The following is a 15,631-nucleotide window of genomic DNA, read 5'->3' as shown; positions in this document are numbered from 1 at the left end:
GTTAGCTCCAGGTAAGTATCGTTTGCGGTACGATGCGCTCCCAAAGCCGATTCCGGACCGAATGCACATCGCTCAGCACCCGGCCACCCAGCGCCGTAACCGCGAACAGACGTTTCCGACGGCCACCCCGTTCGGCGGTTGCATCGCCTAGGTGTGAAGTCAGATACCCTTTCTGTTCAAGCCGTTGCAGTGCCGCATGGACCGCTCCCGTACTTACGGTCTGTCCGGTTTCCCGTTCAAGTTCTTCGGCGATAACTACCGAATAACTTTTGGGGGAGAGCACCGCCACGGCCAGCAAAACCACCTCCTCAAACTCGCCTAAATCGCTCCGTCGCATACGGTAAAAGTTGCCTTTAGAATCGTCGTTTTATTTCCTCCATTTCTGTATGTCAAATGCCTTGCCAAACTGATTGATATGCCTTTAGACATTATTACGGCCTATTTTTAGCAAAACACAAGAAGACCGCTGTCCAGAAACGGACAAATGTTGTTCACCAGCGGACACGAAAAAGCACTGCCCGCCAAGCAGTGCTTTTTCGTGGTACAGTAGATGCGTTTATTCGCTTCGTAAACTCTTGACCGGATTCATCAGAGCCGTTTTGATACTTTGGTAGCTGACCGTTAGCAGAGCAATTCCCACTGCCAAGCCACCCGCCAGGACGAAGACCCACCACGATAGCTCAACCCGGTAAGCAAAGCCAGTCAGCCACTGCTGCATAACATAATAGGCCACAGGGCTGGCAAGGATAAAAGCGATAAGCACCAGTTTCAGGAAATCGGTCGATAGCAGGGCTACAAGGCTACCAATGGATGCGCCCAGCACTTTGCGAATGCCAATCTCTTTGGTGCGTTGTTCGGCCGAGAAGGCAGCTAACCCGAACAGGCCCAAACACGAGATCAGAATGGCCAGTATGCCGAAGTAATTGATCAGTACGCTGACCTGCTGCTCGCGGTGATATAACCTTTGGTACGCTTCATCCAGAAAGTGGTAGCTGAATGGATAGTCGCCGTTAAACTGATTGACCAATCGTTCCAGATCAGCCAGAGCCTGCGCGGTTTGCCCGGCGCGTGGTTTGATCAGCAGATACTGTGCGCTCGGTGGCATGTACGTGATGACAAGCGGCTTAATGGCCTCACGCAGCGAGCCGAGGTGAAAATCCTTCATCAGACCGATGATAGGACCCTTTCCAAACCAAAATGTGATGTGCTGGCCCACGGGTTTGTTCATTCCCATCAGTCTGGCTGCCGCTTCGTTGATAAGGTAGCAGGCCGTGTCGGCAAGTGCGTTGGGGCGGAAGTCGCGTCCGTCGAGTAGTTTGATACCGGTTGTTTTTATAAAATCGTTCCCGACGGACATGGCCGATACGCTTACCAACTGCTTTTCATTCTGACCTGACCAATGCAGATCGGTGGTGTTGCTCTGTATGTTAAGCGGTAGGTGAGCGGCTGTTGTTGCCCCCGCCACCGACGGTAGTTGTATCAGTTCATGGCGCAGGGCTTCTGTTTTCTGATAGTCATTCAGTTGGCCCTCCAGGTTCAGATAAACTACGTTGCCACGGTCGAGTCCGAGATGTTTGGTACGCAGGTAGCTCATCTGTCGCCCGATAACCAGCATGCCAACGATCAGGAAGGTAGACAACGCAAACTGAAACACTACCAGTACCTGCCGAAGCTGAGCCGGCCCGGCTCGATGATTGCTGAATCGGAAATGAAGCCCCTGTAAAATCCGGGCGGGTTGTCCCCCCGACAGAAACAGTGCGGGGTAACTACCCGCCAGTAAACCAGTAATCAGGACCAATCCCGTAATACCGATCCAGCGTACTGGGTCGGCAAAGTCAAGAGTGATCTGTTTGTCGAACAGCGTATTGAAGGCCGGCAAGGTGAGCCATACCAGTACCAGCGCTATTACTGCCGACAGCAGACTCAATATGGTGGACTCACTCAGGAATTGCCCCACCAGCGCGAGACGTCTGGCCCCGATAACTTTTCTGACGCCTACCTCCCGCGACCGTTTGGCACTGCGGGCCGTGCTCAGATTCATAAAATTGATGCAGGCAATCAAGAGAATAAACAGGGCCACTATCCCAAAAATCCGGACGTATTCGATTTGTCCACCCACCGCTACACCGTTTTCGTAATCGCCCCAGAGGTGCAGGTCCGTGATTGGCTGCAAAACTATGTGCTCGTTATTGTTGAATGTAGCGTACCGGCGGAACATCCCTTTCATTGAGGCTTCCGCCTGTAGAGCCGTGGTGGCTGGTTTCAGACGCAGGTACGTTTGCACCGCGTTGTATCCCCACTGCGTTTGCCATTCTTCTTCCTGCGCTTTGAAATTGACGAGCCAGTCGAACTGAAGCGTACTGGTAGGGGGGAGGTTCTTCAGGACGGCCCCCACCACAAACCGTTTGTTATTGTCGAGTTGCAGTGACTGCCCAACGGCCTGACTATTCGGAAAATAGATTTCGGCCAGTCGTTGGCTGATAACGATCTGATTCAGGTTTGCGAGAGCTGACCTGGGGTTACCCGATACAGCGGGCAGGTCAAACACATCGAAGAAGCCTACCGATGCGTATTGCCCCTGTTCTTTCGCTACCCGGTCGCCAACGTGAACCAGTCGTTCAGAGGGCCATGTCAGTTTTGTAACAGCGGCCACCTGGGGTATGTCGCGGGTAATCGCTTCACTCAGCGGACCGGGTGTAGCAGATGCCGTCTGGATTTCGTTACCCCGGAAACTGTAGTTTACCCGCACGTAGTGGATTTGGGCATGGTAAGGCAAAAACCGGTCGTAGTTCAACTCGTCGTACACCCATAAACCGATGAGTAGACTACAGGCCATGCCCAGTGCCAGCCCGACGATATTAATCAGCGAATACGCCTTATGCCTGAGCAGGTTTCTCAGGGCGATTTTTACATAATTTTGAATCATAGCCGGGCTTAAGAAGAAAGGAGTTGAATAGTCGGTCGATTGGTTCCGGACGGCAAAGGGCCGCAGCAGTTTCAGCACGTTCAGGCTATAGCGCCAGCGGGCTTTGCGCTCCCCCACTGTCGCCACCCAATGGGCATACAGTTCCAGCAGGTCACCCGTCACCTCTTCCTGCGTATCGGGATGGCCAAACGTTTTCAGGAGCCAGTTAGCCCAGCCGGGTGTCTTATTTTTCGCATCCATATCACCCACCCATTAGTTGTAGCGTTTGCGGAGGCAGTGCGTTCCACAACTGCTCGCGAACCTGTTTCACCTCGGCCAACGCCTTCCGGCCAGCGGCTGTAACCACAAAGAACCGCTTTCGCCGACCACCACGCTCGGCAGTGGCCCCGCCCATTTCAGAGGCCAGAAAGCCTTTTTCTTGCAGCCGTTGCAACGTTGTATGGACAGTACTAAACCCAACGGCACGACCCGTTTTCTGCTCGATCTCCTGCGTAACCGTGACGCCGTAAGCACCCTCGTCCAGAATCGCTACGGTCAGAAGAACTACTTCTTCAAATTCTCCGAGAAAGGCTCGTTTCATCCAGTATCTATTTTATACGATAATGCCGATCAAATGCGATGCCAACTATAAACTATGGCCCTACGCTACGAAAAAAGAGCATTTTACAAATTTTAGGATTACACACTTGTCCGTTTCTGGACACTCGCCCGTCCGATACCGAACGGGTGGAACGGGTCAGGTACCGACAGGCGTATACGCATTTTGACGGCACCCCTGCCCAACTGATCGTGCATCAAAACAGCTTACTCCCTTTGTTTCAGCTACTTTGCGATTGCTATCAAATGAAAGGTTACTTTTGATACTTGTTGACTTCTATACAGGCGTGTGATCCTTACCTAAAAACAGACCGTTTTCTGTTTACAATAGGCTCCTTCTTTTGATGAGTAAGGAACCTGTTCAAGCCTTTGCTCCACCAGTATTGTATCGGGAATTTTTAACTTTATTCAATAACCTACTTTTCAATAGAATGAGACTACTACTTTTACTAGCTATATGCCTGATACCCATTCGTTTATTTGCTCAAAACCAAGTTAAAGAGGTCAGTGCTGCCGCCGTAGATCTGGAAAACTGTCAGTACGAACTTGGCGTGGTTAGTAAGCAACTCCGAGACGTTCGCAATCAGGCTAAAAGCGAGTTAAAGCCCTTGCAAGACCGAATCAGCAGTCAGGAAAAAGAATTGGAGGCCTATCGTAAGGAAATAGCCAGTTTGAAGGCTAAAAATGAAGACCTTCACGATAAATACAGTCGTTTACAGGCCAGTTCGGACGCGACAATACAATCTGGTCGCGTCGGTACAGTTGATGGTAGTAGCCGTTCAGGCAGTTACCATGCTACGAGCAGCTATCGAACATCACAAGCCAGAACTTATTACACAGGTCCTCGTGGTGGATGCTATTACCTCACAGGCAGTGGACGTAAACAATATGTTGATCGCAGTTTGTGCAATTAACATCTATACCTATTACCAATCGATTTAAACCACATATATGGGACTATTTTCCGCTTTACTAGGCAATGCGGGTACCGTAACGCCTGAAACACTCCATAAAGACTACGGACACTTGCTATCAGATTCGGAGTCTATTGAAATCGGTTTTACGCTCATCCGAGACGTGTTCATGTTTACCAACAAACGATTGATTCTGGTAGATAAGCAAGGGCTTACGGGTCGCAAAATCGACTATTTATCCATTCCCTATAAGAGTATTACACGCTTTAGCATTGAAACCGCCGGTCATCTAGACCTGGATGCAGAATTGAAAATATGGGTTTCGAGTGAGCAGGTGCCTAGTATCGCTAAGAAGTTTAATAAGAGCGTCAATATCTACGATCTGCAAAAGGTCCTGGCAAACCACGTTCTGGGCTAAATGGAGTTTAAACCACAAGGAGGGGTGCCAGATGCACCCCTCCTCCCCTTTTTTTCTCAAAATAGCTTATCCTACACTACCGATTTAAGCAAACTCAATTTGAGGCCAATCCAGGCTGTCTTCTGCTTTTCAATCTACTGATTTCCTACCTATCAGACTGCTAATAAGGAGAGAGTCTCCCACCCTTTTCCACTGTCCTCCACACAGATACCTGTATTGCTACACATGCTCTGTCTACGGCTTATTCGCTCCGTAGTGACTTGACCGGATTTGTCAGGGCGGCTTTTACGCTCTGAAACGAGATGGTTATAATCGCGATACCCGTTGCCAGTCCAGCAGCCAATGCGAAGACCCACCACTCGATGTCGATCTTGTAGGTAAAGTTTTGAAGCCATTTGTTCATCGCCCACCAGGCCACTGGCGAGGCAATTAAAATGGCAAGCACTACCAGCTTCAGAAAGTCTTTTGAGAGTAAAACGACAATGCCAGCAACCGATGCACCTAGCACCTTACGCACACCAATTTCTTTGGTACGAACGTCGACGGAGAACGTCATTAATCCCAGTAGGCCCAGACAGGCAACCAATAACGTGAGTACCGTAAATCCGTTGAACAACTGCATCAATCGCGTTTCTTTCGCATAGAGTTTGTCGTAGGCTTCATCCAGAAAATAATAGTCGAAGGGCGACGTTGGCTGGTGCGCATTATACACCGCTTTAAGCTGATCCAGCGCCTGCGACACATCCGTTTTCGGACTCAACCGAACCAGAATATACCCACCATTGGCCATCATAGATCGGTTGGTATCACTAACCACGGTTAACTGCATCGGTGAAACGGGACCGTGCAAACTACGCACGTGAAAATCCGCGACGACACCATCGGTGTGCTGGTCTTTGAACGGCGAAGGCTGCTGAATTGGATCTCCTTTTATACCAGCCTCGTTGAGCAGCGTTTGGTTATAGACCGTGAGTTCTTTGGTGATTGGCCTTGCATTCCAACCCACCGGACTGGTCTGCCAGCGAACGCCCATCATGGCAAAAAAAGGCTTGTCGACAGTCAGGACATTGACCATCAACTGCTTTTTTGTCTTCTCTGTTTTCATGAACCAGGTGGCAATATTGTTGGTAAACAACGCAGTGTTGGAGACAGCTACGTTGCCACTACCGGCCCACTGGCGAATACCATCGCGCAACGCAGGAAACTGTGATACCATATCACCGTCGATACGAATCCCCACAACCTGCGCCCGGTTGATACCCAGGTTTTGGGTTCGCAGGAAGCGCATCTGCGAATACAGCACCAGACTACAGATCAGTAGCCCAATTGACGCCGTAAACTGAACGGTTGTAAACACCCGGCGAACGCCAGCGCCACTGTGCCGTCCGCTCGCTGCTCCTTTGAGCACAGCTGCAGGCCGAAACCCAGACAGCAACAAGGCGGGATACCCTCCCGACAGCAGGGAACAGCATAGCCACAAGGTGAGCATTAACCCCAGGTACGGCCCCTGCGTCAACAGGCGGGTATCCATGTGCAAATCAAGCGTTTGGTTCGCCCACGGAAAAAGCAGTTGCAACAACACCAGCGACAACACGAACGCCAGTGTCGTCGTCAGGAATGATTCCATAAAAAACTGGCTTACCAATTCATTACGCTGCCCACCAACGGCCTTTCGAATACCGACTTCACGCGCCCGCTTGGTCGCGCGGGCTGTGGTGAGGCTCACATAATTAATAACAGCCAGGCCCAGAATGATCAGCGCAATCGTTAGCAGGATGTACAAGGACTGCCGCGTGTCTGTCGGCTGACCACGACCATCCAGGTGCACTGAGGGCAGCGCTTCGAGAAAGTAACTAGCCGACGTATCGGCAAACAGCACATCCGACTTTACGCTCTTTAGTTTCTGCTCGATCAGCCTGACGTTCGCGTCCGGGCGCACCAGCAGATAGGTAGTCAGGAAACCACCTCCTTTGTAGGCATTCTGCTGATGAGCGCCGAGCGTGGGCATGGAACTCAACGAGACCAGGCCATTAAACTGAATGATCGAATTTGTGGGCAAATCGTCCGTAATACCCGATACCGTCATGGGATACTGCTTATCAAAAATCAGTGTCTTACCGAGGGGGTTCTGCCGTCCGAAATACTTTTCAGCCAACTGTCGGGTCAGCACGATCTGATTGGGCTCCCGAAGCGCCGTTTGACTATTTCCCTGAAGAAGCCGGATGCCCATTACGGTCAACATCGATTCATCAGCGAAGCCAATGTTCGTTTCTTTAAACCGGTGGTTTTGGTCAGTCTGCAACACGACGTCGCCCATACCATCCGAAAAGCGAACGACCATTTCTACTTCGGGAATCTGCCGTTTTATCTCGCGTCCAAATGATTCGTGCAATCCTGAAAAGATCACTTCCTGATCGCCATATTTCGCCACCGACGCAATCCGGTATATCCGGCTGGCCGATGGTTCGAAACGGTCGTAATGAAACTCGTGCCAGACGTACAGCGCGATGAACATACTGACCGCCAGACCGACCGTTAACCCAATGATGTTTATCGCACTGAACAACGGGTTTTTCCAAAGCTGGCGAAACGCAATGGCGAAATAATTTCGTAGCATAGCTGGGCTGAGTATAGAAATTGAATAGTCCTGTTTTTCTCGTTTCATAGCGAATGGCTTCACGAATCCCAGCACATCCCACCAGTAACGCCACCTAGCCCGGCGCGCGCCAATGCGATCGACCTGATACGCGAACTCTTCGTGCAGATCACCCTGCACCTCTTCCAGTCGATGAGGAGCGCAGAAAAATGCCAGTAGGCGGTCCGCTAAACGGGGTGGACGTGTCATAAGTTCTGTTTTGTAGAGACCGGTCCGCCGGTGCGGCAATCCCTTGCGTCTCATTAGCGTCAGCAATACCATCTACGTTAGTCGCTTCGTAATGATTTTACGGGATTCATCAAGGCGGCTTTGATGCTCTGGAAACTGACGGTAAGCAGGGCAATTGCCAGGGCTAGCAGGCCCGCCAGGGCAAAGACCCACCACTGGATGTCGATTCGATAGGCGAAATCCTGTAACCATTGGTTCATAGACCACCACGCGATTGGAACGGCAATGACAATAGCAATAATGACCAGTTGAACAAAGTCTTTGGCTAATAACTGAATAATACCGGTCACACTGGCCCCCAGCACTTTACGAACGCCAATTTCACGGGTCCGTACCTGCGCGGTATACGTTGCCAGACCAAACAGACCCAGGCAGGAAATCAGAATGGCAATAGAGGCAAAGATGGTAAACAGGAGCCCCGTTTGCTGTTCCGACTTATAAAGATCATCGAACAGTGCGTCCAGGAAAAAGTATTCGAACGGGTAATCGGCATTGTATTGCTTCCACGATTGCTGAGCTTGCGCAATGGCCTGTGCAGCCTCCTTGCCGGTCGTTTTGATGTAAATTGATCCCAATCGGGCCGGTTCGTAATAGAAGATAGCCGGTTCTATTTTCTGCCGCATCGACGCAAAGTGAAAGTCCTTCACAACGCCAACGATGGTTCCGTTACGCTCCCATAACCGAAATCGCTTCCCGATGGGATCGTTGATGCGGGCGGCCTTTACCGCAGCTTCATTCAGAATAAAGTGTAGTGAATCCGATACGGCACCCGTAAAATTCGTGCCCTTCAGCAGCTTCATCTTGAAGAAAGGAATAAAGTCCTTATCAATAGCCAAGGGTCGCATCATCATGGTTTCGCCCTGCTCCTTTCCTTCCCAGTCATTATTGCCGGTTTGCCCCCCAAGCTGGATAATGTTCGCGTTAGCCCGCGTAACGCCCGTAACACCGGGTTGCTTCAATAAATCTGCTTTCACCGCATCATAGTGCTTACCCATGTCGCGCATGAAGAAGGCGAATACGTGCGTTTTGTCGTACCCCAGCTCTTTAGCCCGAATGTATTGCAGCTGATTACTGATGATGAACGTGCCCGCAATGAGAATAACCGAAACCGCAAATTGAATCACGACCAACGCTTTCCGGAAGGTAGCTTCGTTGATTCGTCCCGACACTTTCCCTTTCAGTGCTTTAAGGGGTTCGAAGGAGGAAAGCAGCAGGGCGGGATAAATGCTCGATGCGGCCAGCGTTCCGGTAATGGTCAACCCAATCACCGCCCAGATGTGATAGTCGGTAAAATCGAGCGCGAGTTGTTTACCCGATAGCTGATTATAAGCCGGCAGCAACAGATAGATCAAGCCAAGTGCCAGTACCGCAGCGAATGAAAAAAGCAGAGCCGTTTCCACCAGAAACTGAACGAACAACTGGATTCGGGCCGCACCCACAATTTTGCGCATACTGATTTCCTTGGAACGCAGCAGGGACCGAGCCGTTGACAGATTTACGTAATTGATACAGGCAATAACCAGAATAAGCAGCGCAATGATGGAAAACATCCGAACCGTTTCGATACCCCCCTCCGCGCCGTCGGCCTTGTAAAGGTGCATCGCCGACAACGGTTGCAGCAGATAGGTCAGATCCGTGTCGTCTGGTTTGTTGCGCAGGTGAATCGTGCGCAGTTTAACGGCTAGATTCGCCACCGACGCGCCCGGCTGTAGCAACAGATACGTGTCGTAGCTGAACTCACTAAAATCAGTATCCATAGTTCGCCCATCCGTGCGGTTTTTGTACATGGAATCGAACAACAGGGAAATCGGCAGAAACAGGTCGCCCTGTATACTGGAATTTTTCGGAAAATCCCGGATTACGCCACTCACCGTAAAGGCAATCTTGTCCCTACCCGACAGCACTTTACCGATTGGATTTTCGTCACCGAAATACCGTTTAGCGGTGGTTTCCGTAAGCACAACGGAGTATTTATCCGGAAACGGTTTTGCCGGATTCCCCTTGATGAGGGTATAGTCGAACATCGAAAAGAACGCTGGGTCAGTAAACGACGAATGGTCTTCGTTGACTGTTTTGTCCTTGTATTTGAACAGGGTATACATGCTATTATAGGCCAGCCGAACTGCGTCTTTTACTTCAGGCACCTCCCGCTTTGCGAAACTGGCAATCGGAGCTACGGTCGTTGTCCAGATTTGCTGACTGGTCCCTGTACCAACGCGATTTTCGAGCCGGTAAATGGCGTCGGATTGCCGATGAAAGCGATCGAAACTTAGCTCATCCTGCACCCAGAGCAGGATCAGAATACCCACCGCCAACCCGGCAGTTAGCCCCGTAATGTTGAGCAGCGAATAGAACTTGTTCTTCAACAAATTACGCCAGGCGGTCCTAAAATAATTACGTATCATACCAATACTGAATAAAGTTGTTGAATACTGCGTTGATTCTCGTTTCATGGCGAATGGCTTCACAAACCCCAGCACATCCCACCAGTAGCGCCACCTAGCCCGGCGCGCGCCAATGCGATCGACCTGATACGCGAACTCTTCGTGCAGATCGCCCTGGACCTCTTCCAGACGATGTGGTGCACAAAGGAGTCGGAGCAAACGATCCGCTAAGCGGGGTGCGGTCCGACGATTTAGCTCTGTCATACGCTGGTAACCAGTTTAAACGGACTGATCAACCGCGTCCATAAGCTCGCCCGTACTTCCTGGATTTCCTGTAGCGTCCGACGGCCATAGGCCGTAACCATAAAGAGCCGTTTCCGGCGGCCACCGCGTTCGGCCGTTGGTTCGCCCATTTCGGAGATCACCATCCCTTTGTCTTCGAGCCGTTGCAACGCGGCATGAATCTGGTTCAAGCGAACCGATCGGCCCGTCTCCTCAATGATTTCGTGGGTAATGGCTACACCATACGCCAGCCGCTCCAGTTCCAGCACAGCAACCGTCAGCAAAACCACTTCTTCAAACTCCCCCAGCGAAGCCCGTTTCATGTTACCCGATTTAGTTCTACTTTTGCTGAGCAAATGATTTGCCAGAAAATAAAAAGCGGCTCAAGATCAACTGAGCCGCTTTTTTACTGATCATACGAAAAATCAATGTCCGATTATGGACAACCAATCGTCCGGTTCAGGACGACAGCTACGCCGAACCTTGTATCAACGTAACCTCCAGCCGATAACCGACGCCATGAACGGCAACGATTCGAACGGCGGGATCTGTTTGCAGCAGCTTACGCAGTCGGGACACAAACACATCGACGCTGCGCCCGACGATAATTCCTTCATCTTCCCAAACTGATTTGAGGATAAAATCACGTTCCAGTAGCTGGTTCGGATGACGCATAAACAGGTGCAGTAATTTGGCTTCGCGATAAGTGAGCGTATGTTGTACACCAGCCACGGTTACGACCTGATTCGTGTTACTAAATGTCAGTTGGCCTACCCGAATCAACATGCCAGCATTAGGTACGGTATCGTTGGTCAGCGTAATTGACTTATTCGATTCTTTATTCGCCCTGATCCAGAAAACGTAGGCTCCACCCAGCAGCAGAAACCCGAGCAGTCCCGCCCCCCAAACCGTGCCCGGCTGGTTCTGAGTCGTTGGAGCCGTAAAAACAAGTTGGAGGTTGTAGCAACCCGGCCCCTGCTTTCGACCGACACAGGGTACGCCACTGTCTTTACGCAAATCCAGAAAATTATACCCCAGTTGCAGTTCTCCACTGACGCAATCCAGCACCGTAACATCGTAGTTGCCATTGATACCATGAATAGCCAATGATTGCTCCAATAGCGTCGGCAACCGACCGTAGTCGAATGGCTGTTCGAGACGGACACGAAACACAGTCGTATTTAGTTGTTGAACGGGCGGAATGCGGGATATGGAATCGCCTTTTTCAGCGAGCAGATGGTGCGCGGTTCGGCGGAGAGCCAGATTCACTTTCTGAGCAAAACGCAGGTCATCGGTATTCCCAACCGTAGGAGTCAACCCAACAAACTGCACAAACAGCAGCCCAACCGATACCAACACAAGCACAACCGCTACTTTTCTCATAACCATACCCGTTTTCACTGTAAACGTAGCCATTTTATTCCGTTACCAGGTAAGTGTATTACGACCGTAAACAGGCACTGTCTATTGACGTGTCGATCAATCAGCCAGAACCTATTAAGTCATTGACAATGAGCGTTAACAGCCGTTCCCCTTGTTTGGCCAGAAGGAAAACAAGTCTTTATGCGATTTGAGAAAATAGTCAAAATAACCGATCAGACGAATGGTTCGTCGGGCCGTAGCGTCCTCTTTTCGCGTTGGTTCAATAACCAGCACGTCGCCGGGTTTGGCCATAGCCAGTACGGGAGCGATATCAATTTCAGACACAGCCCGGTTGTTGACAGACGCGCCGTTATTGATTAGTTGCTCGTTCCGTTTCAGATAAATCCGGAATGGTATTCTTTTGCTACAAGTCGTTCCGGAACCGCCTGACAGGACGGCCAGTGTACCCTTGCTGGCCAGCGAAAATGTACTGTAATTCAACGGTTGATTATTCAGCAACAGCGGATTGCGGTAAGCGTTGATTTCACCAATCACAGTAGCGTTTTCAGATCTATCCGTCGCTAAACGTATGCCGTTGTCACCATGCGCTATGATCCCGAACGACACAAAAAGCAGGGTCAGGTATGTCATCAGATGAGCGGTTATGAGTTGAGTTTTCATAGACGATAGCTGGTTAGTTGACCAAAATTTCATTGTGTGGCAGCGCATACTGATCATCCGGCGTTAGCAAAACGATTCGGTCATCTTTCCTACATTTCGACCGCACATTCCTGACATCGATCTGCTTCACTTTATTTTTGGTGGGCAGCACTACCGTTTTCGTAGCCTTGTCTCTAATGGCAACTCGAAACGGTATTTTATCGACGGCTTTGGTGACCGTAGTCGAAAGGGTCACCGTTCGCAGAGTAAACTCGCTAGTCGCGGTCGGAGGAATCGTGCATCTGCCTTTATCGATGTACTGATCGGCAATCTGTTGACAGTTCGGAAAGGCCGCTGAACAAATACGAAAGGTTTGCTGACCAAAACAGGTGGCAGACAGTAGGGTACAAAAAAGGGCAAGACCAAATCCAGTTGCTTTCTTCATGATTCGTGCTGGTTATAATTAACACTGAATCAAAAGTATAAGCCCACCTTCCGGCAGATGAAAAAGGTCTGTAAAACATTGTTAAGGAATTGTAAAACTAATCGCTGGTAGCAAACGTAGAGACCGGTCCGCCGGTGCGGTCTCCTATGCGTCAGCAATACCTGTGCGTCAGCAATACCATCCGGTCAGGAGACGCAAGGGATTGCCGCACCGGCGGTGATGCGGCATTCCGACCGGTCTCTACTCGCTTCGTAATGACTTTACGGGGTCCATCAGGGCGGCTTTGAGGCTTTGGTAACCTACGGTCAGGAACGCAATGCCGGTGGCAAATACACCGGCTAGGGCAACGATCCACCATTGAATGTCAACTTTGTAGGCGAAGTCCTGCAACCACTGATTCATCGCGTACCACGCAACGGGCGAAGCAATGACGATGGCGATCAACACGAGTTTAAGGAAGTCTCGGGTGAGTAGCGAAACGATACTGACTATTGACGCGCCCAGCACTTTTCGAATACCGATTTCTCGGGTCCGCTGCCCTACCGTGAAGGAAACAAGGCCATATAAACCCAGTCCGCAAATGAGCATGGCCGTCAGCGCAAACACATTGACGAGCGTCGAAATGGTCGTTTCCGTTTCATAAAATCGACTGAGCTGGTCCGTCAAAAACTCGTATTCGAAAACGTCGTTCGGGTACGTGCGTTGCCAGACCGACCGGATATGCGCTACCGTTTTCGCTGTTGACTGGCCCGAAATCCGAATCCCGATCTGCTGATACATTTCAGGAAATGACGCAATAAAACAGGGGCCAATAACCTCATGCAACGACCGTTGGTGAAAATCGCTGACGACGCCGACAATCGGCAGCGGCACTGGCGACAGGTAGTATTGCATGTGCTTACCGATAATGTCCTGTGGATTGCGAAAACCCAGTTTATGGGCCAGCGTTTCGTTAATGACGTACTCCCGAATCGAGTCGCTCTCTACCAGATTACGACCGGCTACCAGCCGCAGGTTGTACGTTTGCAGATAATCGGCATCGGCAAGTCGTTCGCGAACGGGAAACGTAGTCCAGTCCGTCGTACTGCCAAATTTGAACGAACCGCCGTTCATGACCTTCGCCGACGGTGGCCGGTATTGTAGCGAAACCGATTTAACATCGGGATACTGGCCAAGTTCGCTTTTAAGCGCCTGCCAGGATTTCTTTTCCGAAGCGGGCAAGTTGACAATGAGCACATCGTCTCGCCGGAAACCGAGGTCTGTTTTTTGTATGAACTGAATTTGCCGCATCACCACCAGCGATCCAACCAGTAGCGCCTGACAGATAACAAACTGGAGTATAACCAGCCCTTTTCGTAACGAGTACCCACCCCCTGAACCGGCCGTGAATTTACCGGGCAAACCGGTCCCCCGAAGTGCCGAATCAGGGCTAAACCCGGACAGGACAAAGGCCGGATAACCACCCGCCAGAACGATCACGACAAGCAGCAAAGACCCAATGAATAGCAGTAACGAACCATCAAGTTGAAGGGAAAGCCGAACGTGAACCCAACTGGTAAACAGCGGTAAACTAACAGCCGTCAGCAACACCGACAGAAGAGCGGCTGTCATCACAATCAGACTGGTTTCGAGCAGAAACTGCCAGGCTAATTGACGTCGTGAACTACCCATCGTTTTGCGGATTCCCACTTCTTTACTTCGCCGAAACGCCTGAGCCGTCGCCAGATTTACAAAGTTGATGCAGGCAATCAGGACCAGAAATGCGCCAATCAGCGCCAGCGACCACAGTAGCGACAATCGAATGACCCCACCGACACGCTGAACGTCAAAATGCACATCAGCCAGCGGTTGAATATGAAATTGAAAAATGTGAGCTGACGTCCCAAAATGCGTTTTTGCTAAGGCTGGCAGAGCTGCTTCTACCTGATTGGCCGTCGTTTGTTCAGCGTCATTAAGGGTACAATACAGCCGGTAATTACTGTTAAGCTGGTCCCAGGCGTTCATGTTAAACTCAGGGTCGATCTGCCGGAGAGTGGGCATCGAGATAAACAGGCCCATGTTGATGTCCGTCGGTTGCGCAGGGTCGGCAACTACACCCGTAACGATCGCATTGATCCGGTGATCAAGTTCAATGCGTTGACCGACAGGATTTGTATCACCAAAATAGCGTTTGGCCCACGATTCGGTCAGCACAACGCTGTTGGGTTCACGCAGCGCTGTTTTGGCGTCACCTTTCAGCCAGTGATAATCGAAAATCTGAAACAGTTCGGCTTCCGTAACAGCCGTATTATCGTGCTCCAGAAATCGAACAGGTGTGGCCTGCCCCGGCCGAAACAGACTTATCGTCAGGGATCTGTTCACGATAAAAAACGCAGCCTGCTCGACCTGCGGAAACGATTTTCGTAGCTCAGCGGCCATTGGCAACGGCGCTTCGGGATAGTGTTCAACGGAACCGTCGTCGAGGTGCAGATCCGTGACGATCCGAACTGTGCGTTCGAATTTAGCATGGTGCCGGTCAGTGCTCAGGTGGTGGCGGATGAATAAAAAAATGAGTAATCCACCCGCCATACCAACGGTAAGACCGATGGTATTAAGCAGCGTGTAAGCGCGTTGTGAACGCAGCGTACGGAGGGCAATTTTGAAGTAGTTCTGAAACATAGTGCCTGCACGTTACCAGGTTACAGCAAGGTACGGGCAAACCTGTTAGTCAACGTGTTAAAAAAAGTTAAGCGTATTTCCGCCGTGACTTTCGACCGGCA

General features: G+C 50.7%; 12 protein-coding genes. 2 read left to right on the top strand and 10 right to left on the bottom strand.

Features of this window, described 5'->3' with window-relative positions:
- Position 1 precedes the first annotated feature (1 nt).
- The 3 genes from GK091_RS20370 to GK091_RS20360 all read right to left on the bottom strand — a co-directional run bounded on the left by GK091_RS20370 (position 2) and on the right by GK091_RS20360 (position 3,506).
- Positions 2-337, bottom strand: coding sequence for a PadR family transcriptional regulator (locus tag GK091_RS20370; RefSeq protein WP_164041723.1), 336 nt, complete (start codon positions 335-337; stop codon positions 2-4).
- 219 nt (positions 338-556) lie between these two features.
- Positions 557-3,166, bottom strand: coding sequence for an ABC transporter permease (locus tag GK091_RS20365; protein ID WP_164041722.1), 2,610 nt, complete (start codon positions 3,164-3,166; stop codon positions 557-559).
- A gap of 1 nt (position 3,167) precedes the next feature.
- Positions 3,168-3,506, bottom strand: a complete 339-nt coding sequence (locus tag GK091_RS20360) for a PadR family transcriptional regulator (RefSeq protein ID WP_164041721.1) — start codon at positions 3,504-3,506, stop codon at positions 3,168-3,170.
- Positions 3,507-3,864: 358 nt separating this feature from the next.
- Between GK091_RS20360 and GK091_RS20355 the strand changes: the two genes are divergently transcribed.
- On the top strand, positions 3,865-4,437 hold the full coding sequence (locus GK091_RS20355; protein ID WP_164041720.1) for a hypothetical protein: 573 nt from the start codon (positions 3,865-3,867) through the stop codon (positions 4,435-4,437).
- Between the two features lie 37 nt (positions 4,438-4,474).
- Complete coding sequence (locus GK091_RS20350) at positions 4,475-4,855, top strand: PH domain-containing protein (protein WP_164041719.1); 381 nt, start codon at positions 4,475-4,477, stop codon at positions 4,853-4,855.
- Between the two features lie 241 nt (positions 4,856-5,096).
- Here GK091_RS20350 and GK091_RS20345 read toward each other — a convergent pair whose 3' ends face one another.
- From GK091_RS20345 to GK091_RS20315, 7 genes are all read right to left on the bottom strand, one after another.
- Positions 5,097-7,700 (bottom strand): permease prefix domain 2-containing transporter, encoded by a 2,604-nt coding sequence (locus tag GK091_RS20345; protein ID WP_170312758.1) that lies wholly within the window; start codon positions 7,698-7,700, stop codon positions 5,097-5,099.
- Positions 7,701-7,777: 77 nt separating this feature from the next.
- Positions 7,778-10,387 carry an ABC transporter permease gene (locus tag GK091_RS20340; RefSeq protein ID WP_246202330.1) on the bottom strand — a complete coding sequence of 870 codons (2,610 nt, stop codon included), beginning with the start codon at positions 10,385-10,387 and terminating at the stop codon, positions 7,778-7,780.
- Positions 10,384-10,728, bottom strand: a complete 345-nt coding sequence (locus GK091_RS20335; protein ID WP_164041717.1) for a PadR family transcriptional regulator — start codon at positions 10,726-10,728, stop codon at positions 10,384-10,386. The genes GK091_RS20340 and GK091_RS20335 overlap by 4 nt, the downstream gene beginning before the upstream one ends.
- Before the next feature lie 148 nt (positions 10,729-10,876).
- A complete protein-coding gene (locus GK091_RS20330; protein ID WP_246202329.1) occupies positions 10,877-11,821 on the bottom strand; it encodes a winged helix-turn-helix domain-containing protein in 945 nt (314 codons plus the stop codon).
- Between the two features lie 102 nt (positions 11,822-11,923).
- The gene (locus GK091_RS20325) at positions 11,924-12,448 is read right to left on the bottom strand and encodes a hypothetical protein (RefSeq protein WP_164041716.1); all 525 of its coding nucleotides are present in this window, start codon (positions 12,446-12,448) and stop codon (positions 11,924-11,926) included.
- A gap of 13 nt (positions 12,449-12,461) precedes the next feature.
- A complete protein-coding gene (locus tag GK091_RS20320) occupies positions 12,462-12,872 on the bottom strand; it encodes a hypothetical protein (protein WP_246202328.1) in 411 nt (136 codons plus the stop codon).
- Positions 12,873-13,112: 240 nt separating this feature from the next.
- Positions 13,113-15,530, bottom strand: a complete 2,418-nt coding sequence (locus GK091_RS20315) for an ABC transporter permease (RefSeq protein WP_164041715.1) — start codon at positions 15,528-15,530, stop codon at positions 13,113-13,115.
- Positions 15,531-15,631: the final 101 nt, after the last annotated feature.

Origin of the sequence: Spirosoma agri (genome assembly GCF_010747415.1) — a bacterium.
Taxonomy (GTDB): domain Bacteria; phylum Bacteroidota; class Bacteroidia; order Cytophagales; family Spirosomataceae; genus Spirosoma; species Spirosoma agri.
This window is presented reverse-complemented; position numbering and strand designations above follow the sequence as displayed.

Coding starts and splice junctions, on each gene's coding strand:
- GK091_RS20350 (WP_164041719.1), top strand. CDS start 4,475: ATGGGACTATTTTCCGCTTTACTAGGCAATGCGGGTACCGTAACGCCT.
- GK091_RS20340 (WP_246202330.1), bottom strand. CDS start 10,387: ATGACAGAGCTAAATCGTCGGACCGCACCCCGCTTAGCGGATCGTTTG.
- GK091_RS20370 (WP_164041723.1), bottom strand. CDS start 337: ATGCGACGGAGCGATTTAGGCGAGTTTGAGGAGGTGGTTTTGCTGGCC.
- GK091_RS20320 (WP_246202328.1), bottom strand. CDS start 12,872: ATGAAGAAAGCAACTGGATTTGGTCTTGCCCTTTTTTGTACCCTACTG.
- GK091_RS20365 (WP_164041722.1), bottom strand. CDS start 3,166: ATGGATGCGAAAAATAAGACACCCGGCTGGGCTAACTGGCTCCTGAAA.
- GK091_RS20325 (WP_164041716.1), bottom strand. CDS start 12,448: ATGAAAACTCAACTCATAACCGCTCATCTGATGACATACCTGACCCTG.
- GK091_RS20315 (WP_164041715.1), bottom strand. CDS start 15,530: ATGTTTCAGAACTACTTCAAAATTGCCCTCCGTACGCTGCGTTCACAA.
- GK091_RS20335 (WP_164041717.1), bottom strand. CDS start 10,728: ATGAAACGGGCTTCGCTGGGGGAGTTTGAAGAAGTGGTTTTGCTGACG.
- GK091_RS20330 (WP_246202329.1), bottom strand. CDS start 11,821: ATGGCTACGTTTACAGTGAAAACGGGTATGGTTATGAGAAAAGTAGCG.
- GK091_RS20345 (WP_170312758.1), bottom strand. CDS start 7,700: ATGACACGTCCACCCCGTTTAGCGGACCGCCTACTGGCATTTTTCTGC.
- GK091_RS20360 (WP_164041721.1), bottom strand. CDS start 3,506: ATGAAACGAGCCTTTCTCGGAGAATTTGAAGAAGTAGTTCTTCTGACC.